Genomic DNA, 20748 nt, shown 5'->3' with positions numbered 1-20748 from the left:
CGCACGGCAGGCTGTAGGACGCCGACGGGTACGCCGCGCGCGGGCTTGTCTATACACTGGCCGCGATGCACCCGCCCCACTCCCTCCGGCGCGTCGCGCTGCCCCTCGTGCTCGTGCTGCTGGCGGCCATCGCCTGCCTGTGGTTGGCGGCACCGGCCCGCGCGGCCACCGACGACGGCACGCTGCGCGTCGGCTCCAAGCGCTTCACCGAGTCGTACATCCTGGCCGAGCTGCTCGCGCAGACCGCCGCGCCGCACCTGGCGAACAAGCCGGTGGTGCGCCAGGGCCTGGGCAACACGGCCATCGTCTACGAGGCGCTGCGCTCGGGCGCGATCGACCTCTATGCCGAATACACCGGCACCATCGCGCTCGAGATCCTCAAGGGCTCGCCCGCGGCCACGCGCGAGCAGATGAATGCGTCGCTCGCGCCGCTGGGCCTGGGCGTGGCGATACCGCTGGGCTTCAACGACGGCTATGCGCTCGCGGTGCGCGCGGCCGATGCCGACCGGCTCGGGCTGCGCAGCCTCGGCGACCTCGCGAAGCATCCCGAGCTGAAGCTCGGCCTGTCGAACGAATTCATCGGCCGCGCCGACGGCTGGAAGGGCCTGGCCGCGCGCTACGGCTTCACGCAGACGCCCACCGGCCTCGACCATGGCCTGGCCTACGACGCGATCGGCGCGAAGCAGGTCGACGTGATCGACATCTACACCACCGACGCCAAGATCGACCACCTGGGCCTGCGCGTGCTCGAGGACGACCGCCAGTACTTCCCGCGCTACGACGCGGTGGTGCTCTACAAGCTCGACCTGCCGCAGCGCCTGCCGAAGGCCTGGGCCGCGCTGCAGAAGCTCGAGGGCCGCGTCGACGAGCACGCGATGATCGCGATGAACGCGCGCGCCGAGCTGCAGAGCGTGCCCTTCGACACCATCGCGCGCGACTTCCTCGCGAGCGCCGGCAAGGACGGCGCGGCGCCGCAGGACACGCGGCGCGGCTTCACGGCCAAGCTCTTCGGCCCCGACCTCTGGCAGCTCGCGCGCCAGCACCTGCTGCTGGTGGCGCTGTCGGTGGGCGTGGCCATCCTCATCGGCGTGCCGATCGCGATCCTGGTGTTTCCGCACCTGCGGCTGCGCGCCCTGGTGCTGGGCGTCGCGAGCCTGATGCAGACCGTGCCCTCGCTGGCGCTGCTCGCGGTGCTGATCTCGATGCTCGGCGCCATCGGCACCCTGCCCGCGCTGATCGCGCTCACGCTCTATTCGCTGCTGCCGATCATGCGCAACACCGTGACCGGCCTGGCCGAGGTGCCCAACGGCCTGCGGCTGGCCGGCACCGCGCTCGGCATGACCTCGAAGCAGAGCCTGCGGCTGGTGCTGCTGCCGCTGGCGCTGCCCACGCTGCTCGCGGGCGTGCGCACCGCCACGGCGATCGCCATCGGCACCGCGACCATCGCGGCCTTCATCGGCGCGGGCGGTTTCGGCGAACGCATCGTGACCGGGCTCGCGCTCAACGACCGCGAGCTGCTCGTGGCGGGCGCGCTGCCGGCGGCGGCGCTGGCACTGTTGAGCGAGGGCGTGTTCGAGCTGGTGGAGTTCTGGCTGCGCCGGCGCCGGCGCGCGCCGCCGGCATCGACAGTGCCTTGAGGCTCTCGCGCAGCAGCCGCGCGCCCACACCCAGCGGCTTGTCGGCGCGGTGGCAGAAGTAGGCGCGGTGGCCGGTCTCGCCGTCCACGCCGAGCCGGCCCACCGGCAATTGCACCAGCGTGCCCGCGGCGATGTCGGCCGCCACCAGCCATGACGGCATCTTTCCCCAGCCGAGCCCGGCGCGCAGCAACGCGAGCTTGATCTGCATGTCGCCCGCGCGCCAGGTGGTGGGCGAGAGCACGTCGAAGTCCTGGCCCGCGCTGAGCGCGCTCGCATCCTCCACCACGATCTGCAGATGCCGCGCGGCCGCGTCGTCGAGCGAGCCGCGGGCCTTCTTCCTCGCGAGCATCGCCAGCGGATGCGCGGCGGCCGCCACCGCCACCATCGACAGCGGCATCAGGAATTCGCGCGCGATGCGCTCGTCGAGCTGCGAGAAGGCCGAGATCGCGAGCTCGCAGCGGCCACTGTGCAGCGCCTCGACCGGCGCGCCCATCGAGCCGCACTCGATGCGCATCGCGATGCCCGGATGCACCGCGTGCACGCCGCGGATGGCGACCGCCACGAGGTCGATCGGGAACAGCGTGTCGACCGCGATCGAGAGGCCGAGCTCGATGCCCTGCTCGATCCCCTGCGCGCGGGCGCGCAAGGCATCGACCTTCGCGAGGATCTGACGCACGTCGCCCAGCAGCGCCCGGCCCGCGGGCGTGAGCACCGGCTTGTGGCCCGAGCGGTCGAACAGCAGCACCTGCAGCTGCTGCTCGAGGTTGGCGACGGCCTGGCTCACGGCCGACTGCACGCGGTGCAGCCGGTCCGCGCCCGCGCGAAAGCTGCCCGCCTCGGCCACCACCGCGAACATCTGCATCTGGGACAGCGTGAGCGCATCCAGCATGGGCTTCTCCTCGTTCGAGCAACGCAACCCGATCGGTTCGATCGATGAAGTCGACCGATATTATTTGCTTTCATCGATCGGATTCGAAGGCCAGACTGGCGCCCATGCACTCCACGCCCGCGCCGCTGCCCTCCTCCGCCGCCACCACCACCGCCTGGACCGGCGTCGCCCTGGTCGTCGCCGCGGGCGTGATCGCCGCGCTGCAGGTCGGCAAGGTCGCGATCGCGGTGCCGCAATTGCGCGAGGACTTCGGGCTCGGCCTGTCGGCGGTCGGCTGGCTGATGGCGGTGTTCTCGCTGCTCGGCGTGCTCGGCGCCATTCCGGTCGGCGCCTGGATCGCGCGCGCGGGCGACCGCCGGCTGCTCGCGGCCGGCCTGCTGGCGCTGGCCGTCGGCAGCACCATCGGCGCACTCGCCGGCAGCCTGGCCGCGCTGCTGTTCGCGCGCGTGGTCGAGGGCCTGGGCTTCCTGCTGATCGTGATCGCCGGGCCCGCGCTGCTGCAGCGCATCGTCGCGCCCGCGGCCAAGGACCTGGCCTTCTCGATCTGGAGCTGCTTCATGCCGGTCGGCATCGCGATCGCGTTCTTCGTCGGCTCGGTGCTCGAGGGCTGGCGCGGCTTCTGGCTCGCGAACGGCCTGCTCGCGCTGGTGCTGCTGGCGCTGGTGCTGGCGGCCGTGCCGCGCGGGGAGCGCGACGCGCGCCGGCTGTCGTGGCGCGACATCGCGGGCGACACCACCCGCACGCTTGCGGCGCCCGCGCCGCTGCGGCTCGCGCTGTCCTTCGCGATCTACAGCCTGCAGTTCTTCGCGCTGTTCAACTTCCTGCCGGTGCTGCTGATCGAGCGCATGGGCGCGAGCGTGGCCACGGCCGGGCTGCTGAGCGCGCTGGCCTGCCTCGCGAACGTGGGCGGCAACCTCGCGGCCGGCCTGCTGCTGGCGCGCGGCACGCCGCGCTGGCTGCTGGTGGCGATCGCGACCGCCACCATGGGCATCGCCGCGCTCGGCATCTTCCTGCCGCTCCTGGCGGCGCTGCCGACCTTCGTGCTGTGCCTGCTGTTCTCGGGCGCCGGCGGGCTGCTGCCCGCGACCCTGCTGGCTTCGGCCGAACGGGCCGCGCCGGAATCGCGGCTCGCGCCGCTCACGGTCGGCCTGCTGATGACCGGCAACAACGTCGGCCAGATGATCGGCCCGGTGCTGGTCGGCGGCGCGGTCGAGGCGCTGGGCTGGCCGGCCGCCGCCGCGATCGTGGCGCTCGCGAGCGTGGCGGGGCTGTGGGTGGCGATGGGGTTGCGGGGGTTGCGCTGAAAACGGGATCGGACAGCCGAACGCAGAAGGAAGTCAAAAGAAACGCAGAAGTCGCAGAGAAAACCCTTTTTGGTTTTCCTTCTGCGACTTCTGCGTAACCTTCGCGACCTCTGCGTTCGGCTGCCCGACCCCGCCTTCGACGGCCTCAGGCCAGCGTGTAGGCCGTCTTCACCGTGGTGAAGAACTCCTGCGCATAGCGCCCCTGCTCGCGCGGACCGTAGCTCGAACCCTTGCGACCGCCGAAGGGCACGTGGTAGTCCACGCCCGCGGTCGGCAGGTTCACCATCACCATGCCGGCCTGGCTGTGGCGCTTGAAGTGCGTGGCGTACTTGAGCGACGTGGTCGCGATGCCGGCCGACAGGCCGAACTCGGTGTCGTTGGCCGTGGCCAGCGCCTCCTCGTAGTTCTTCACGCGGATCACGCTCGCCACCGGGCCGAAGATCTCTTCCTTGTTGATGCGCATCGCCGCGGCCGATTCGCTGAACAGCGCGGGCGACATGTAGTAGCCGTCGGTCGCCAGCTTCAGGCGCTCGCCGCCTGCCGCCAGCACCGCGCCCTCGGCCTTGCCGATGTCGACGTACTCCAGGTCCTGCTCGAGCTGCGACTTCGAGGACACCGGGCCCACGTCGGTGCCCTGCGCGAGCGCGTCGCCGACCTTGATCTTGGCCATGCGTTCCTTCATCGCCGCGATGAACTTCGGATAGATGCCCTCGGTGACGATCAGCCGGCTCGAGGCCGTGCAGCGCTGGCCGGTCGAGTAGAAGGCGCTCTGCGTGCTCAGCTCCACCGCCTGCGCGAGGTCGGCATCGTCGAGCACCACCTGCGGGTTCTTGCCGCCCATCTCGAGCTGCACCTTCTTGCCGTTCTTCACGCACTGCACCGCGATGTTGCGGCCCACGCCCACCGAGCCGGTGAAGCTGATCGCATGGATGCCCGGGTGGTTGACCAGCGCATCGCCGATCACGCTGCCGCGTCCCATCACGAGGTTGAACACGCCGGCCGGAATGCCCGAGCGGCTGATGATCTCGGCCAGCGCCCAGGCGCAGCCCGGCACCAGGTCGGCGGGCTTGAGCACCACGCAATTGCCGAACGCCAGCGCGGGCGCGATCTTCCAGGCGGGAATGGCGATCGGGAAGTTCCACGGCGTGATCAGGCCGACCACGCCCACGGGCTCGCGCGTGATCTCCACGCCGATGTTGGGCCGCACCGAGGGCAGCAGCTCGCCCGACAGGCGCAGGCACTCGCCCGCGAAGAACTTGAAGATCTGGCCCGCGCGCGTGGCCTCGCCGATGCCTTCGGCCTTGGTCTTGCCTTCCTCGCGCGCGAGCAGCGTGCCGAGTTCCTCCTTGCGCGCGAGGATCTCGTTGCCGATCTTGTCGAGCGCGTCGGAGCGTGCCTGCACGCTGCCCGTGGCCCAGGCCGGGAAGGCGGCGGTGGCGGCGGCCACGGCCGCTTCGACATGGCTCGCGTCGCCTTGCGTGTAGTGGCCCAGCACGTCGCCGAGGTTGCTGGGGTTGACGTTGGGGCTGTAGCTCGCGCCGGCGCGCCATTCGCCGCCGATCAGGTTGTCGTGGTTCTGCATGGAATGCATCCTTGTTGCTGCGGAAAGAACGGAATGAGGGGTCAGGCCGGCGGTCTCAGCGGACCATGCAGGGCCGCTTGTTGTCGAAGCGCCAGTTGGGGATCAGGTACTGCATCGCCTGCGCATCATCGCGCGCGCCCAGGCCATGCTTCAAGTAGAGCGCATGAGCTTTTTTGACTTCGTCCATGTCGAGCTCGACGCCGAGGCCGCCGCGCGTGGGCACCTTCACGAAGCCGCCCTCGATGCGCAGCGGCGCCTTCGTCAGGCGCTGGCCGTCCTGCCAGATCCAGTGCGTGTCGATGGCCGTGACCTTGCCCGGCGCGGCGGCCGCCACGTGCGTGAACATGGCCAGCGAGACGTCGAAGTGGTTGTTCGAATGCGAGCCCCAGGTCAGGCCCCAGGCCTGGCACAGCTGGGCCACGCGCACCGAACCGGCCAGGGTCCAGAAGTGCGGGTCGGCCAGCGGGATATCGACCGACTGCAGCGACAGGCTGTGGACCATCTCGCGCCAGTCGGTGGCGACCATGTTGGTGGCCGTGGGCAGGCCGGTGGCGCGGCGAAACTCGGCCATCACCTCGCGGCCCGAGAACACGCCCTCGGCACCGCACGGGTCCTCGGCATAGGCCATCACGCCATGCAGGTCGCGGCACAGCCGCACCGCGTCGGCCAGCAGCCAGCCGCCGTTGGGGTCGAGCGTGACGCGCGCCTGCGGAAAGCGCTCGTGCAGCGCGCGGATCGCCTCCACCTCCTCCTCGCCGCGCAGCACGCCACCCTTGAGCTTGAAGTCGGTGAAGCCGTAGCGCGCATGCGCGGCCTCGGCCAGGCGCACGATGGCCTCGGGGGTCATGGCCTCTTCGTGGCGCAGGCGGAACCAGTCGTTATCGGCGCCCGGGTCGCTGTCGTAGGGCAGGTCGGTTTTCGCGCGGTCGCCCACGTAGAACAGGTAGCCGAGCATCTGCACCGCATCGCGCTGCTGGCCCTCGCCGAGCAGCGCCGCCACCGGCACCTCGAGGAACTGGCCCAGCAGGTCGAGCAGCGCGGCCTCGACGGCCGTGACCGCATGGATGGTCACGCGCAGGTCGAAGGTCTGCAGGCCGCGCCCGCCGCTGTCGCGCGCGGCGAACTCGCGGCGCATGGCGTTGAGCACGGCGTTGTGGTTGCCGATGGGCTGGCCCACGACCAGCGCGCGCGCGTCCTCGAGCGTCTGGCGGATCTTCTCGCCGCCGGGCACCTCGCCCACGCCGGTGCGCCCGGCGCTATCGGTGAGGATCAGCAGGTTGCGCGTGAAGAAGGGACCGTGCGCGCCGCTGAGGTTCATCAGCATGCTGTCGCGGCCCGCGACCGGGATCACCTGCATCTCGGTGACGACGGGGGTGGAGGAACGGGAGTCCGGGAGCGTCATGGCTTTGGCGTCGGTTCTGAAGGCTGCGGGCCCGCGGGGCCCTTGTCAATCGGCGTGATCAATCGGCGGTGATGTGCCGGGTGTCGATCAGGGTCTTCCAGCGCGTCCATTCGCGCGCCTGGAAGGCGGTGAATTCCTCGGGCGTGCTCGCGACGATCTCGAGGCCCTGCTCGAGCATGCGCTTCCTGGTCTCGGGATCCTGCATCGCGGCCACCACGGCATCGGCCAGCTTCTTCTTCGTGGCCGGCGACAGTCCGCGCGGCGCGGCCACGCCCTGCCACGAATAGACCTCGGCGCCCTTCACGCCGGCCTCGGCCAGCGTGGGCACCTCGGGCAGCACGGGCGAGCGCTTGTCGCCGGTGACGGCAATGGCGCGCAGCTTGCCGGCGCGGATGTGCGGCAGCACGGCATTGACGTTCTGGAACGAGAAGTCGACCTGGTTGCCGAGCAGGTCGTTGACCGCCGGCGCACCGCCCTTGTAGGGCACGTGCACGCCCTCGGTCTTCGTCTGTTGCCAGAACAGCTCGGCCGACAGGTGATCGGAGGAGCCGTTGCCCGAGCTCGCGAACGAGACCTTGCCCGGTGTCTTGCGCAGCAGCGCGAGCACCTCGTCGACGGTCTTCTCGGGCCGCGCGACATTGGCCACCAGCACGTTGGGCGCCTGCACCGGCACGCTGATGTAGTCGAAGTCCTTGGTCGCGTCGTAGGGCACGCTCTTCTGCAGGTGCGGCGTGACGACGAAGGCGCCGAGCGAAGACACCAGCAGGGTGTAGCCGTCGGGCGCCGCGCGCTTGACGAAGCCGGTGCCGATGGTGCCGGTGGCACCGGGCCGGTTGTCGACCACGAAGCTGCCGCCGAGCTTCGTCTGCAGCTGCAGCGCCAGCGCGCGCGCCACCATGTCGGTGGAGCCGCCCGCGGGGAACGGCACGATGACGGTCACGGGCTTCTGCAGCGGCCAGTCACCTTGTGCGGACGCGGCCATCGGCAGCCAGGCCGCACCGGCCAGGCCGACCAGGCCGGCCGCGAGCAATGCTCTGCGCTTCATGCGTGCCTTCCGCGGATCAGGAAGCGCGCACGGCCTGGCGCGCGAGCAGCTTCCAGTCGCCGCCCTGCTTCTGCCACACGCCGAGGATCTTCAGCGCCACCTTGCCGGGCTTGCCCGAGTCGTTGGTGTCGGCGGCCAGCGCATGGCGCACGATGGCGGTGCGGGCATCGACCACCTTCACGGTCTGCTCGGTGATGGTGATGGTCACGAAGTCGGACTTGCCGTCGAGCAGGTCGGCGATGAAGCTTTCCTTGGTGTCGACCTTGCCGCCCGAATGGCCGTAGCTGAGCTCGTCGGCCACCAGCGCCGACAGCGCGGGACGGGTCGGGTCGACCATCGCGATGCGCAGCCGCTCGGCGGCCGCGGCCACGTCGGCCGCATCGGAGGCGCTGCCGCCGCCCGTGGGCATGACGTTGGCGCAGCCCGAGAACAGCGCCGCGGCGGCGGCAACGAGGAACAGTTTCTTCAGCATGTCGTCATCTCCGGTGTTGTATGTGTTTCTTGTTCGACGGCGCCGCCGCTTACTGCGGGCCCAGCTTCTCGATCAGCGCGGCGAGCTGCGCGACCTCGTCGGGCTTGAGGTCGGTCAGCGGCGCGCGCACCGGGCCGGCGTCGTGGCCGACGATCTTGGCGCCGGCCTTGACGATGCTCACGGCGTAGCCCGGCACGCGGTTGCGCAGCTCGAGGTAGGGCATGAAGAAGTCCTTCAGCAGGCGGTGCTGGGTCGGCAGGTCGTCGTTGGCGACGGCGTTGTAGAAGTCCATCGCGGTCTTCGGGATGAAGTTGAAGACGGCCGACGAATACACCGGCGTGCCCATGGCCTTGTAGGCCGCGGCATAGACCTCGGCCGTGGGCAGGCCGCCCAGGTAGGCGAAGCGGTCGCCCATCTTCTGGTAGATGGCGACCATCGCCTCGATGTCGCCCACGCCGTCCTTGAAGCCCACCAGGTTCGGGTTGCGTTCGGCCAGGCGCGCCAGCGTGTCGGGCTTGAGGCGGCTGGTGGCGCGGTTGTAGACGATCACGCCGAACTTCACGCTCTTGCACACGGCCTCGACGTGCGCGGCGATGCCGTCCTGGCCGGCTTCGGTCAGGTAGTGCGGCAGCAGCAGGATGCCGTGCGCGCCGGCCTTCTCGGCCGCCTGCGCGCACTGGATCGCGAAGCGCGTGGGGCCGCCGGCGCCCGCGATGATCGGCACCTTGCCGCGGCAGGTGTCGACCGCGGTCTGGATGATGCCGGGGTACTCCTCGCCGGTCAGCGAGAAGAACTCGCCCGTGCCACCGGCCGCGAACAGCGCGCTGGCGCCGTAGGGCGCGAGCCATTCGAGGCGCTCGATGTAGCCCTTCTGGTCGAAGTCGCCGTTGGCATCGAAGTCGGTCAGCGGGAACGAGAGCAGGCCGGAGCCCATGATGTTTTTGAGTTCTTGCGGGTTCATCGAAGAAAACGTCCAGTGAAAGAAATGAAGAAAGGGTTGGAAGCGGCGAGCGCGTTCAGTCGAGCTTGATGCTGGCGTCGGCCACCACCTTGGCCCAGCGCGCGCGTTCCTTGTCGAAGAAGCGCTCCTCCTCGGCCGGGGTCATGGTCACCACCTCGGCGCCCTGCCCCGCGAGCCGCGAGCGGATGTCGGCCGTGCGGATGACGGCGATCAGTTCCTTGTTGAGACGCTGCACGATCGCCTCGGGCGTGCCGCGCGCGACGCGCACGCCCTGCCAGGTGCCCGATTCGTAGCCGGGCACGCCCTGCTCGGCGATGGTCGGCACGTCGCCGATCAGCGGCATGCGCGTGGCCTTGGACACGCCCAGCACCTTGAGGCGGCCGCCCTGCACCTGCGGCAGGGTGGCGAGCATGCCGTTCATCAGCACCTGGGTCTGGCCCGAGACGGTGTCCTGCACCGCCTGCACGCCGCCCTTGTAGGGCACGTAGGTCCACTTGGCGCCGCTGGCGCGCTCGAGCGCCACGCCGGCCAGGTGCGGCGCGCTGCCGGTGGCGGTCACGGCGAAATTGAGCTCGGAGGTCTTCGAGAGCGCGACCAGTTCCTTGAGGTTGTTGGCCTTCACCGACGGATGCACCACCAGCAGGTGCGGCGAATAGGCCAGCATGGTCACGCCGCGCAGGTCCTTCGACGGATCGAAGGACAGCCTGGTGTAGACCGAGGGGCTGATCGCCAGCGCGCCCACGTCGCACAACAGCAGCGTGTAGCCGTCGGGTGCGGACTTGGCGACGAAGTCGGCGCCCAGGTTGCCGTTGGCACCGGGCTTGTTCTCGACGATCACCGGCTGCTTCAGCGCTTCCGACAAGGGCTGGCTGATGGCGCGCGCGATGATGTCCGACGAACCGCCGGGCGGGTACGGCACCACGATGCGCAGCGGCTTCGCGGGCCAGCCGGCGGTGCCGGCTTGCGCCAGGGCGAACCCCGGCAGGCTTGCGGCCAACGTCGTGGCCAGTGCGGCGCTGAGCGCGCCGCGGCGTTTGATGGTCATCCTCTGCCTCCAGTTGTCTCGATGGTCGATGCCTCGCTCGTTGGTCTTGCGAGTTATCAGTCATCGTACAACTAGAAAAACAAGTTGTCCAGCATCACGGACCCCGAAAGGGGTTCAATGGACTAGTTATCGGAGGACTTGGCCGCTTCGGCCTTCTTCTGCGCCGCTTCCTGCGCCATGCGCAGCCGTTCGCGGCTGTTGGTCAGGTGGATGCGCATCGCGGCGCGGGCCGACTCGGGGTCGCGCCGCGCGATCGCCGCATAGATCTCTTCATGCTCGCGGTTGACGCGGCTGAGGTAGGCCCCGCCCTCCTGGTGGCGGATCGCGCTGATGCGGGTGCGCGGGATGATCGTCGTGCCCAGGTGCCGCATGATGTCGGCGAAATAGGGGTTGCCGGTCGACTGGGCGATCTGCAGGTGGAAGCGGAAGTCGGGCGCTACGGTGTCGCCCGAGACCGTCACGTTGTGCTCGAAATCGTCGAGCGCCTGGCGCATCGCGACCAGTTGCTCCTCGGTGCGGCGGCTCGCGGCCAGCCCGGCAGACTCGGTCTCGAGGCTGATGCGCAGCTCGAGCACGGCCAGCACGTCGACCGAGGTCGCGATCTCGCCCGGCTCGAGCCGGAACACCCCGCCCGGGCGCGGCTGCAGCACGAAGGTGCCGACGCCATGCAGGGTCTCCACCAGCCCGCCGGCCTGCAGCTTCGACAGCGCCTCGCGCACCACGGTGCGGCTCACGCCATAGGCCTGCATGATGGCCGACTCGGTCGGCAGCTTGTCGCCCGGCCGCAGCACCTGGCTGCGGATCTTCTCGCCCAGGTCTTCCACCAGCCCGTGCGCCAGTCCGCGCGCGCGCTGGCGCGGCCGCCCCACGAAGGCGCTGCCGCCCTTCGAGGCGGAAACACCGGCTTCCGGCGCATCGGAAACCAAGGGATTACCCGCAGTCGTCTGGTCCATACCCACGATCATAATCTCCCATCAGTTGTACGACAACAGATAACCTATCACTCAAAACCTGCCAGATCGCCGCCTTCGCACCTCTGCGGGTGTTCTCGTCGAAGCGGCATTCACATGAAGTATTCGCTCGATTTCTCTCCGCTGGCATCGTACTGGCCCGTGTTCGTCAACGGGGCATGGCTGACCCTGAAGATGACCGCGCTGGCCGTGCTGATCGGCGTCTGCGTGGGCACGCTGGTGGCTTTCGCCAAGCGCAGCCGCATCCGGCCCCTGTCGCGCGCCTGCTCGATCTACATCGAGGTGGTGCGCAACACACCGTTCCTGGTCCAGATCTTCCTGCTGTATTTCGGCCTCGCGAGCTTCGGCCTGCGCATGCCGACCTTCGCGGCCGCGGTGCTGGCGATGGTGATCAACATCGCGGCCTACGCGGCCGAGATCATCCGCGCCGGCCTCGAGTCGGTGCCGCGCGGGCAGATCGAGGCGGCCGAATGCCTGGGCCTGTCGAAGTGGCGCATCGGCTGGCACGTGATGCTGCAGCCCTCGATCGAGAAGGTCTACCCCGCCCTCACGAGCCAGTTCCTGCTGATGATGCAGGCCTCGGCGATGGCCTCGCAGATCTCGGCCGAGGAGCTCACGGCGATCGCCAACACCGTGCAGTCCGACACCTTCCGCTCGCTCGAGACCTACATCGTGGTCGCTGCCCTCTACCTGGTGCTGTCGCTGTTCATCAAGCTCGTGACCTGGGCGCTCGGCGAGTACATGTTCCGCCGCCGCCGCGTGGTGCGCCGCGCGGCCGCGCAGGCCGGCAAGGCGCAGCCGGCCGCGGGCGCCGCCGCCGTCGCGATCCACGGAGGCGCGGCATGAGCATTGGTCATTTCACCTTCACGCACCTGATGTACCTGGTGCAGTCCATCGGCTGGACCCTGGTGCTCTCGGCCATCGCCTTCGCGCTCGGCGCCATCGGCGGCTTCGGCCTGATGCTCGCGCGCATCTCGCCGCGGCCGTGGCTGCGCTGGCTCGCGCTGGTCTACATCGAGTGCATCCAGGGCATCCCGCTGCTGATCCTGCTGTTCATCGTCTACTTCGGCCTCTCGGTCTACGGCCTCGCGCTGCCCTCGCTGATCGCGGCCGGCATCGCGATGATGATCTACGTCAGCGCCTACCTCGGCGACATCTGGCGCGGCTGCGTCGAGGCCATGCCCAAGCCGCAGTGGGAAGCCTCCGAATGCCTGGCCTTCACGCGCTGGCAGACGCTGCGCCTGGTGATCATCCCGCAGGCGGTGCGCCTGTCGCTGCCGCCCACGGTCGGCTTCCTGGTGCAGATCATCAAGATGACCTCGCTGGCCTCGGTGATCGGCTTCGTCGAGCTCACGCGTGCCGGCCAGATCATCAACAACACCATCTTCCAGCCCTTCCTGGTCTTCCTCCTGGTCGGCGCTTTCTATTTCGCCCTGTGTTATCCGCTGTCGCGCTGGAGCGAAGCGATGGAGAAGAAGCTCAATGTCGCCAATCGTTGAATCCCTGCGCACCCCCTTCATGGAGGCCAGCGTCGGCGTAGCCGGCGGCGGTGCCGCGCAGGTCCCGGGCTCCTCGCCCATCGTGCGCCTGGACCAGGTCTACAAGAGCTTCGGCGCGAACCAGGTGCTCAAGGGCGTCTCGTTCGAGGTCGCCAAGGGCGAGATGATCGCCATCATCGGCGCCAGCGGCTCGGGCAAGAGCACGGCGCTGCGCTGCATCGACCGGCTCGAGGTGATCGACCGCGGCAGCATCGAGGTCTGCGGCATCCGCGTCGACGATCCCGCGGTCGACCTCAAGCGCCTGCGGCTCGAGGTCGGCATCGTGTTCCAGAGCTACAACCTGTTCCCCCACCTCACGGTGCAGGAGAACATCATGCTGGCGCTGCGCCACGTGAAGAAGCTCTCGCGCGGCGAGGCCGCCGAGGTCGCGATCCGCGTGCTCGACCAGGTGGGCCTCAAGCAGAAGGCCGACGCCTATCCCGAGCAGCTCTCGGGCGGCCAGCAGCAGCGCGTGGCCATCGCGCGCTCGCTCGCGATGTCGCCCAAGGTCATGCTGTTCGACGAGGTGACCTCGGCGCTCGACCCCCAGCTCACCGGCGAGGTGCTGCGCGTGATGGAGGACCTCGCGGCCGGCGGCATGACCATGCTGCTGGTGACGCACGAGATGGCCTTCGCCAAGCGCGTGGCCGACCGGATCATCTACATGCACCAGGGCACCGTGTGGGAAACCGGCCCCGGCGAGATGCTCGACGCGCCCCGCACGCCGGAGCTGCATGCCTTCCTGAACAACGGGCTGTAGACAGGCAGCCCGGGTCTTTCTCTTTACTCCCATACCAAACCACACCAGGAGATATTCATGAAACTCGGCAAAGCCTTCACCCGCAGCTGCATCGCGCTGGCCCTCGTGGCCGGCGTGGCACAGGCCGCCATGGCCGACCAGCTCGACGACATCAAGAAGGCCGGCAAGATCCGCGTCGCGATCGCCATGGGCACGCCGCTGTTCAGCTTCGCCGACGCCAACCTGCAGCCCACCGGTTCCGACGTCGACACTGCCACGCAACTGGCCAAGGACCTGGGCGTGAAGCTCGAGATCGTCTCGGTCACCAACGCCGCGCGCGTGCCCACCTTGCAGGCGCAGCGCGCCGACATCGTGGTGGCCGACCTGTCGATCACGCCCGAGCGCGAGAAGGTGGTCGACTTCTCGACGCCCTACGCCGTCATCAGCATCATCGTGGGCGGCCCCAAGAGCATCAAGGTCGCCGACTACGCCGACCTCAACGGCAAGCGCATCGGGCTGACGCGCGCCACCGTCAACGACACGCTGACCACGCAACAGGCCAAGGGTGCCGAGATCGTGCGCTACGAGGACGACGCCACGCTGATCACCTCGATGGTCACGGGCCAGATCGATCTGTTCTCGAGCACGCCCTCGAACCTCAGCGAGATGATCAAGCAGGCCCCGGCCAAGAACCTCGAGCTGAAGTTCTCGCAGAAGGACTTCGACCTGGGCATCGCGCTCAACAAGGAGCAGCCCAAGCTCAAGGAGTGGATCAACAACTGGGTCGTGACGAACCAGAAGAACGGCAAGCTCAACGCCATCTACAAGAAGTACCACGGCCGCGATCTCCCGGAACGCATCACCAAGCTGTAAGGACGAGCGACGGATGGAATCGAACAAGAAACTCGACCGGCTGCTTTTGACCGGTGCGGCCGGCGGCCTCGGCAAGGTGCTGCGCGAACGGCTCAAGCCTTGCGCGGGCGTGCTGCGCGTGTCCGACATCGCGGCGCTCGCGCCGGCCGCCGACGCGAGCGAGGAAGTGGTGCCCTGCGACCTCGCGGACAAGGCCGCGGTGCATGCGCTGGTCGAGGGCTGCGATGCCATCGTCCACCTGGGTGGCGTGTCGGTCGAGCGGCCGTTCGAGGAGATCCTCGAGGCCAACATCAAGGGCATCTTCAACGTCTACGAGGCCGCGCGCCGCCACGGCGTGAAGCGCGTGGTGTTCGCGAGCTCGAACCACGTGATCGGCTTCTACCGGCAGGACGAGCACATCGACGCCCATGCCGCGCGCCGGCCCGACGGCTACTACGGCCTGTCGAAGTCCTTCGGCGAGGACATGGCGCAGTTCTACTTCGACCGCTGGGGCATCGAGACCGTGAGCATCCGCATCGGCTCCTCGTTCCCCGAGCCGGTGAACCGCCGCATGATGAGCACCTGGCTCAGCTACCGCGACCTCACCACGCTGATCGAGAAGTCGCTGTTCACGCCCGGCGTGAAGCACACGGTGGTCTACGGCATGTCGGCCAACCGCGACGTGTGGTGGGACAACAGCGCGGCCGCGCACCTGGGCTTCGTGCCGCAGGACGGCTCCGAGGTGTTCCGCGACAAGGTCGAGCAGCAGCCGCCGGTGGCCCCCACCGATCCCAACGCGATCTACCAGGGCGGCGCCTTCACGGCGCAGGGCCCGTTCGGCGATTGAGCGGCACGCCCAGCATGCAGGCCGAACTCGTTCTCGACGCGCGCAACGGCACCGGCGAAAGTCCGGTCTGGCAGGCGGCCGAACAGGCGCTCTACTGGGTCGACATCCCGGCGCGCGCGCTGCACCGCTGGCATGCCACCGAGGGCCATGCCAGCTGGACCGCGCCCGAGATGATCGCCTGCATCGCGCCGCGCGCCGACCGGCCCGGCACCTGGATCGCGGGCCTGGAGAGCGGCCTGTTCTCTCTCGAGCCACGGGCCGACGGCACGCTGGCCGCCACGTCGGTCGCGCCGGTCGAGCACGCGGCTCCCGCGATGCGCTTCAACGACGGCCGCTGCGACCGCCAGGGCCGCTTCTGGGCCGGCACCATGCTGCTGGACATGGCCGCCGGCGCGCGCGTCGGCCGCCTCTACAGCCATGGCCAGGGCGATGCGAGTGCCGCCCTTCGCCTCGACGACCTGATCGTGCCCAACGGCCTGGCCTGGAGCCCCGACGGCCGCACGATGTACCTCTCCGACTCGCACCCGAGCGTGCAGGCCGTCTGGGCCTTCGACTACGACACCGCCAGCGGCACGCCGTCGAACCGCCGCCTGTTCGTCGACATGAAGCCCCTGCCCGGCCGCCCCGACGGCGCCGCGATCGATGCCGAGGGCTGCTACTGGATCTGCGGCAACGACGCCGGCCTGGTCCACCGCTTCACGCCCGGGGGCCGGCTCGACCGCTCGCTCGCGGTGCCGGTGAAGAAGCCCGCGATGTGCGCCTTCGGCGGCGCGGGCCTCGACACCCTGTTCGTCACATCGATCCGGCCGGGCAACACCGACCTGTCGGACCAGTCGCTGGCCGGCGGGGTGTTCGCGCTGCGGCCGGGCGTCACGGGGTTTCCCGAGCCGATGTACGGCACTTGATTGGGTACCTGAGTCTTTGCGCTTTCATTTTCACGACAACCAACGATCAGAGGACGAGACAGACATGAAACTCCAGAAGACACTCATCGCACTTGCAGTCGGCGCCGCGGCCATGCTGACCACCCTGGCCGCCAGCGCCACCGAGTTCCGCTCGGCCGACATCCATCCCGACGACTACCCCACCGTCACCGCCGTCAAGTTCATGAGCGAGCGCCTCAAGGCGCTGTCGGGCGGCAAGCACAGCATCAAGGTCTTCAACAACAGCGCGCTCGGCAGCGAGAAGGACACCATCGAGCAGACCAAGATCGGCGCGCTGCAGATGGTGCGCGTGAACATCGCCCCGATGAACAACATCTGCGCCGAGACGCAGGTGCCCACCATGCCCTTCCTGTTCCGCTCGGTCGACCACCTGCACAAGGTGCTCGACGGCCCGATCGGCGAGGAGATCCTCAAGTCCTGCGAGAAGCAGGGCTTCGTCGGCCTGGCCTACTACGACAGCGGCGCGCGCTCGATGTTCACGGCCAAGAAGCCGGTGCGCAGCTTCGCCGACATGAAGGGCCTGAAGGTGCGCGTGCAGCAGTCGGACCTCTGGGTCTCGATGCTCGAAGCGATGGGTGCCAACGCCACGCCGATGCCCATGGGCGAGGTCTACACCGGCCTGAAGACCGGCCTGATCGACGCCGCCGAGAACAACTACCCCACCTACGAGAGCGCGCGCGCCTTCGAGGTGGCCAAGTACTACAGCAAGACCGAGCACTCGATGGCGCCCGAGATGCTGCTGTTCTCCAAGCGCGTGTGGGACAAGCTCTCCACCGAGGAGCAGGGCTGGATCCGCCAGGCCGCCAAGGAGTCGGTGCCCTACATGCGCAAGCAGTGGGAAGAGCGCGAGGTGAAGTCGCTGGCCACCGTGAAGGCCGGCGGCGCCGAGATCATCGAGGTCGACAAGGCCCCGTTCCAGGCCGCGATGAAGCCGGTGTACGACAAGTTCATCACCGACGCGAAGCTCAAGGACCTCGTGAAGCGCGTGCAGGACACGAAGTAACCGGACCGGTTTGCTGAATTGGCTCCTTCCCCCGCTGGGGGAAGGCAGGGATGGGGGCAGCGGGCGCATCCATCGCCGCGCGCTTGCCGCCGCCCGGCGCCCCCACCCCAACCCTCCCCCACAGGGGGAGGGAGGACGACAGAAGGCTTCACATCGTATGTACACCAAACTCTGCCGCACGCTCGCGCGTGCCTGCATGTGGCTGGGCATCCTCGGACTCGTCGCGGTGATCTGCGCGGTGAGCTGGCAGGTGTTCGGCCGCTACGTGCTCAACAACACGCCGACCTGGGCCGAGAGCCTGGCGCTGCTGCTGGTGCTCTACGTCACCATGCTCGGCGTGGCCGTGGGCGTGCGCGACGCCGGCCACATCGGCCTCGAATCCTTCCTCGTGCTCGCGCCCGACTGGCTGCGGCTGAAGATGGAATACCTGATCCACGCGCTGATCCTGATCTTCGGCGCCGCCATGGCCTGGAACTGCGCCGAGCTGGCCGCCTCGGTCTGGGACTACCGGCTGCCCACGCTGTGGATCTCCGAAGGCTGGAAGTACGTTCCCGCCACCGTCTCGGGCGTGCTGATCGTCCTGTTTTCCATCGAACACCTCATCGCGCTCGCACAGGGCCGCGAAGTCGAACCCGCCTGGGGATAAGCCGCCATCATGACGATCCCGCTCCTCATCCTCTGCCTCTCGTTCACGCTGTTCCTGCTGCTCGGCGTGCCGGTGGCCTTCTCCATCGGCCTGTCCGCGCTCGCCACCCTGCTCTACGAAGGCCTGCCGCTGGCGGTCGGCTTCCAGCAGATGACCTCGGGCATGGGCATCTTCTCGTTCCTCGCGATCCCGTTCTTCATCTTCGCGGGCGAACTCATGCTGTACGGCGGCATCGCCGACCGCATCGTCAACTTCGCGCGCGCCCTGGTGGGCCACGTGCGTGGCGGCCTCGGCATGTCGAACGTGGTGGCCTGCACGCTGTTCGGCGGCGTCTCGGGCTCGCCCGTGGCCGACGTCTCGGCCATGGGCGCCGTGATGATCCCGATGATGAAGAAGGAGGGCTACCACGCCGACTACGCGGTCAACGTGACGACCCACGCGGCCCTGGTCGGCGCGCTGATGCCCACCAGCCACAACCTGATCATCTATTCGCTGGCCGCGGGCGGCAAGGTGTCGATCGCGGCGCTGATCCTCGCGGCGCTGCTGCCGGCGGCGGTGCTCACGCTCAGCAACCTCGCGGCCGCCTACCTGGTGGCGGTCAAGCGCGGCTATCCCGCGGGCACCTTCCCGGGCTGGGACATCGTCTGGCGCTCGCTCGCCGCGGCGCTGCCGGGCCTGTTCATCGTGGTGCTGATCCTCGGCGGCATTCTCTCGGGCGTGTTCACCGCGACCGAGTCGGCCGCCGTGGCGGTGCTCTACGCGCTGGCGCTCACGATCTGCGTCTACCGCACGCTGAAGTGGGAGCACTTCATCAAGGCGGCCTCGAAGGCGGTGCGCACCACCGGCGTGATCCTGCTGCTGATCGGCATCTCGAGCACCTTCGGCTACCTGATCAGCCTCTACGGCGTGGCCGAGCTCACGGGCCAGATGCTGTCGCAGGTCACGACCACGCCGTGGATGATCTTCCTGCTGATCAACATCATCCTGTTCGTGCTCGGCACCTTCCTCGACATGGCGGCCACCATCCTGCTGTGCACGCCGATCTTCCTGCCGATCGCGCAGCACTACGGCATGAGCTCGGTGCAGTTCGGCGTGGTGATGCTGATCAACTGCGCGCTCGGCCTCAACACCCCGCCCGTGGGCACCACCCAGTTCGTGGGCTGCGCGATCGGCGGCGTGTCGGTGGGCCAGGTGATGCGCACCATCTGGCCGTTCTACGGCGCGCTGATCTTCGCGCTCGGTGTCGTGACCTTCGTGCCGGCCTTCTCGACCTGGCTGCCCAGCATGTTCATGGTCGTGCGCTGATGACCGAGCCCGTGCGTCCGCCGCTGTACATCCGCATCCATCCGACGGACAACGTCGCCATCGTCGCCAACGACGGCGGCCTGAAGGCCGGCGCGGTGTTCGCCGACGGCCTCGCGCTGGTGGACAACGTGCCGCAGGGCCACAAGGTGGCGCTGGCCGACCTCGCCGAGGGCGATGCGATCCGGCGCTACGACGTGGTGATCGGCTATGCGCAGAAGGCGCTGCCGCGCGGCAGCTGGGTGCACGAGCGCGTGATGCGCATGCCGACCGCGCCCGAGCTCGACGGCCTGCCGATCGCCACCGTCAGGCCGCCGCCGATGGCGCCGCTCGAGGGCTTCAGCTTCGAGGGCTACCGCAATGCCGACGGCTCGGTGGGCACGCGCAACATCCTCGCGATCACGCAGACGGTGCAGTGCGTGGCCGGCGTCACCGAATTCGCGCTGCAGCGCATCAAGCGCGAGCTGCTGCCCAAGTACCCGAACGTCGACGACGTGGTCGCGCTCGCGCACGGCTACGGCTGCGGCGTGGCGATCGACGCGCCCGACGCGATCGTGCCGATCCGCACCCTGCGCAACATCAGCCTCAATCCGAACTTCGGCGGCGAGGTGATGGTGGTGAGCCTGGGCTGCGAGAAGCTGCAGCCCGAGCGCCTGCTGCCGCCTGGCAGCATCCCGATCGCCGATGGCCGCGATGCGGACCTCGACGTGGTCTGCCTGCAGGACGACGAACACGTGGGCTTCATGTCGATGATCGATTCGGTCATGCGGCAGGCCGAGCAGCACCTCGCGCGGCTCGACGCGCGCCGGCGCGAGACCGTGCCCGCGAGCGAACTCGTGGTGGGCGTGCAGTGCGGCGGCAGCGACGCCTTCTCGGGCGTCACCGCCAACCCGGCCGTGGGCTTCTGCACCGACCTGCTGGTGCGCGCGGGCGCCACCGTGATGTTCTCCGAGACCACCGAGGTGCGCGACGGCATCGACCAGCTCACCGCGCGCGCCAGCACGCCCGCGGTGGCCGAGGCCATGATCCGCGAGATGGCCTGGTACGACGACTACCTGCGCAAGGGCCGCGTCGACCGCAGCGCCAACACCACGCCCGGCAACAAGAAGGGCGGCCTGTCGAACATCGTCGAGAAGGCGATGGGCTCGATCGTGAAGTCGGGCTCGGCGCCGATCTCGGGCGTGCTCGCGCCCGGCGAGAAGGCCACGCACAAGGGCCTGATCTACACCGCCACGCCGGCCAGCGATTTCATCTGCGGCACCTTGCAGCTCGCGGCCGGCATCAACCTGCACGTGTTCACCACGGGCCGCGGCACGCCCTACGGGCTGGCCGAGGTACCGGTCATCAAGGTCGCCACGCGCAGCGACCTCGCGCGCCGCTGGCACGACCTGATGGACGTGAACGCGGGCCGCATCGCCGATGGCGACGCCACGATCGAGGAGGTGGGCTGGGAGCTGTTCCGCCTGATGCTCGACGTCGCCAGCGGCCGGAAGAAAACCTGGGCCGAGCACTGGCAGCTGCACAACGCGCTGGTGCTCTTCAACCCGGCTCCCGTGACCTGAAAAAAAA

General features: G+C 68.9%; 19 protein-coding genes and 1 pseudogene. 12 read left to right on the top strand and 8 right to left on the bottom strand.

Annotated features, from left to right (window positions below):
- Positions 1-65 precede the first annotated feature (65 nt).
- The gene (locus tag R0232_RS11740; protein WP_431512210.1) at positions 66-1637 is read left to right on the top strand and encodes a glycine betaine ABC transporter substrate-binding protein; all 1572 of its coding nucleotides are present in this window, start codon (positions 66-68) and stop codon (positions 1635-1637) included.
- On the opposite strand, the pseudogene R0232_RS11735 reads toward R0232_RS11740, so the two are convergent.
- Positions 1633-2526, bottom strand: a pseudogene (locus R0232_RS11735) (LysR family transcriptional regulator); the annotation flags it as partial. The gene R0232_RS11740 and the pseudogene R0232_RS11735 sit on opposite strands and share 5 nt — an antisense overlap.
- 104 nt (positions 2527-2630) lie before the next feature.
- On the opposite strand from R0232_RS11735, the gene R0232_RS11730 reads away from it, so the two are divergent.
- A complete protein-coding gene (locus R0232_RS11730; RefSeq protein ID WP_431512209.1) occupies positions 2631-3830 on the top strand; it encodes a CynX/NimT family MFS transporter in 1200 nt (399 codons plus the stop codon).
- A 145-nt stretch (positions 3831-3975) separates the two neighbouring features.
- On the opposite strand, the gene R0232_RS11725 is transcribed toward R0232_RS11730, so the two are convergent.
- From R0232_RS11725 to R0232_RS11695, 7 genes are all read right to left on the bottom strand, one after another.
- Positions 3976-5412 carry an aldehyde dehydrogenase family protein gene (locus R0232_RS11725; protein ID WP_431512208.1) on the bottom strand — a complete coding sequence of 479 codons (1437 nt, stop codon included), beginning with the start codon at positions 5410-5412 and terminating at the stop codon, positions 3976-3978.
- A gap of 55 nt (positions 5413-5467) precedes the next feature.
- Positions 5468-6814 (bottom strand): glucarate dehydratase, encoded by a 1347-nt coding sequence (gudD, locus tag R0232_RS11720; protein WP_431512207.1) that lies wholly within the window; start codon positions 6812-6814, stop codon positions 5468-5470.
- A gap of 58 nt (positions 6815-6872) precedes the next feature.
- Entirely contained in the window at positions 6873-7859 is a 987-nt protein-coding gene (locus R0232_RS11715) for a Bug family tripartite tricarboxylate transporter substrate binding protein (protein WP_431512206.1), read from the bottom strand.
- Positions 7860-7875: 16 nt separating this feature from the next.
- Entirely contained in the window at positions 7876-8331 is a 456-nt protein-coding gene (locus R0232_RS11710) for a nuclear transport factor 2 family protein (RefSeq protein ID WP_093343115.1), read from the bottom strand.
- A gap of 49 nt (positions 8332-8380) precedes the next feature.
- Positions 8381-9292, bottom strand: a complete 912-nt coding sequence (gene kdgD, locus R0232_RS11705; RefSeq protein WP_431512205.1) for a 5-dehydro-4-deoxyglucarate dehydratase — start codon at positions 9290-9292, stop codon at positions 8381-8383.
- 55 nt (positions 9293-9347) lie between these two features.
- Positions 9348-10337 (bottom strand): Bug family tripartite tricarboxylate transporter substrate binding protein, encoded by a 990-nt coding sequence (locus tag R0232_RS11700; protein ID WP_057594498.1) that lies wholly within the window; start codon positions 10335-10337, stop codon positions 9348-9350.
- 122 nt (positions 10338-10459) lie between these two features.
- A complete protein-coding gene (locus R0232_RS11695; protein WP_093343120.1) occupies positions 10460-11290 on the bottom strand; it encodes a FadR/GntR family transcriptional regulator in 831 nt (276 codons plus the stop codon).
- Between the two features lie 114 nt (positions 11291-11404).
- Between R0232_RS11695 and R0232_RS11690 the strand changes: the two genes are divergently transcribed.
- The 10 genes from R0232_RS11690 to garD all read left to right on the top strand — a co-directional run bounded on the left by R0232_RS11690 (position 11405) and on the right by garD (position 20741).
- Positions 11405-12154: an amino acid ABC transporter permease gene (locus tag R0232_RS11690; protein WP_431512204.1), complete on the top strand. Its 750-nt coding sequence runs from the start codon at positions 11405-11407 to the stop codon at positions 12152-12154.
- Positions 12151-12807 (top strand): amino acid ABC transporter permease, encoded by a 657-nt coding sequence (locus R0232_RS11685; protein WP_209540986.1) that lies wholly within the window; start codon positions 12151-12153, stop codon positions 12805-12807. Before R0232_RS11690 ends, R0232_RS11685 begins: the two co-directional genes overlap by 4 nt.
- Before the next feature lie 19 nt (positions 12808-12826).
- Positions 12827-13606, top strand: a complete 780-nt coding sequence (locus tag R0232_RS11680) for an amino acid ABC transporter ATP-binding protein (RefSeq protein WP_281077332.1) — start codon at positions 12827-12829, stop codon at positions 13604-13606.
- Between the two features lie 57 nt (positions 13607-13663).
- Positions 13664-14458, top strand: coding sequence for a transporter substrate-binding domain-containing protein (locus R0232_RS11675; RefSeq protein WP_093343126.1), 795 nt, complete (start codon positions 13664-13666; stop codon positions 14456-14458).
- Between the two features lie 13 nt (positions 14459-14471).
- Positions 14472-15284: an NAD-dependent epimerase/dehydratase family protein gene (locus R0232_RS11670; protein ID WP_431512203.1), complete on the top strand. Its 813-nt coding sequence runs from the start codon at positions 14472-14474 to the stop codon at positions 15282-15284.
- 14 nt (positions 15285-15298) lie between these two features.
- Positions 15299-16189 (top strand): SMP-30/gluconolactonase/LRE family protein, encoded by an 891-nt coding sequence (locus R0232_RS11665; protein WP_431512886.1) that lies wholly within the window; start codon positions 15299-15301, stop codon positions 16187-16189.
- A 64-nt stretch (positions 16190-16253) separates the two neighbouring features.
- On the top strand, positions 16254-17231 hold the full coding sequence (locus R0232_RS11660) for a TRAP transporter substrate-binding protein (protein WP_093343129.1): 978 nt from the start codon (positions 16254-16256) through the stop codon (positions 17229-17231).
- Positions 17232-17388: 157 nt separating this feature from the next.
- Entirely contained in the window at positions 17389-17877 is a 489-nt protein-coding gene (locus R0232_RS11655) for a TRAP transporter small permease (protein ID WP_093343131.1), read from the top strand.
- A 9-nt stretch (positions 17878-17886) separates the two neighbouring features.
- The gene (locus tag R0232_RS11650) at positions 17887-19182 is read left to right on the top strand and encodes a TRAP transporter large permease (protein ID WP_431512202.1); all 1296 of its coding nucleotides are present in this window, start codon (positions 17887-17889) and stop codon (positions 19180-19182) included.
- The gene (gene garD, locus R0232_RS11645; protein ID WP_431512201.1) at positions 19182-20741 is read left to right on the top strand and encodes a galactarate dehydratase; all 1560 of its coding nucleotides are present in this window, start codon (positions 19182-19184) and stop codon (positions 20739-20741) included. The genes R0232_RS11650 and garD overlap by 1 nt, the downstream gene beginning before the upstream one ends.
- Positions 20742-20748 lie beyond the last annotated feature (7 nt).

The sequence above is a fragment of the Variovorax sp. DAIF25 genome, assembly GCF_050711835.1.
In the GTDB taxonomy this organism is placed as follows: Bacteria; Pseudomonadota; Gammaproteobacteria; order Burkholderiales; family Burkholderiaceae_C; genus Variovorax.
The sequence above is the reverse complement of the archived record's forward strand: the minus strand, read 5'-3'. Positions and strand labels throughout refer to the sequence as shown.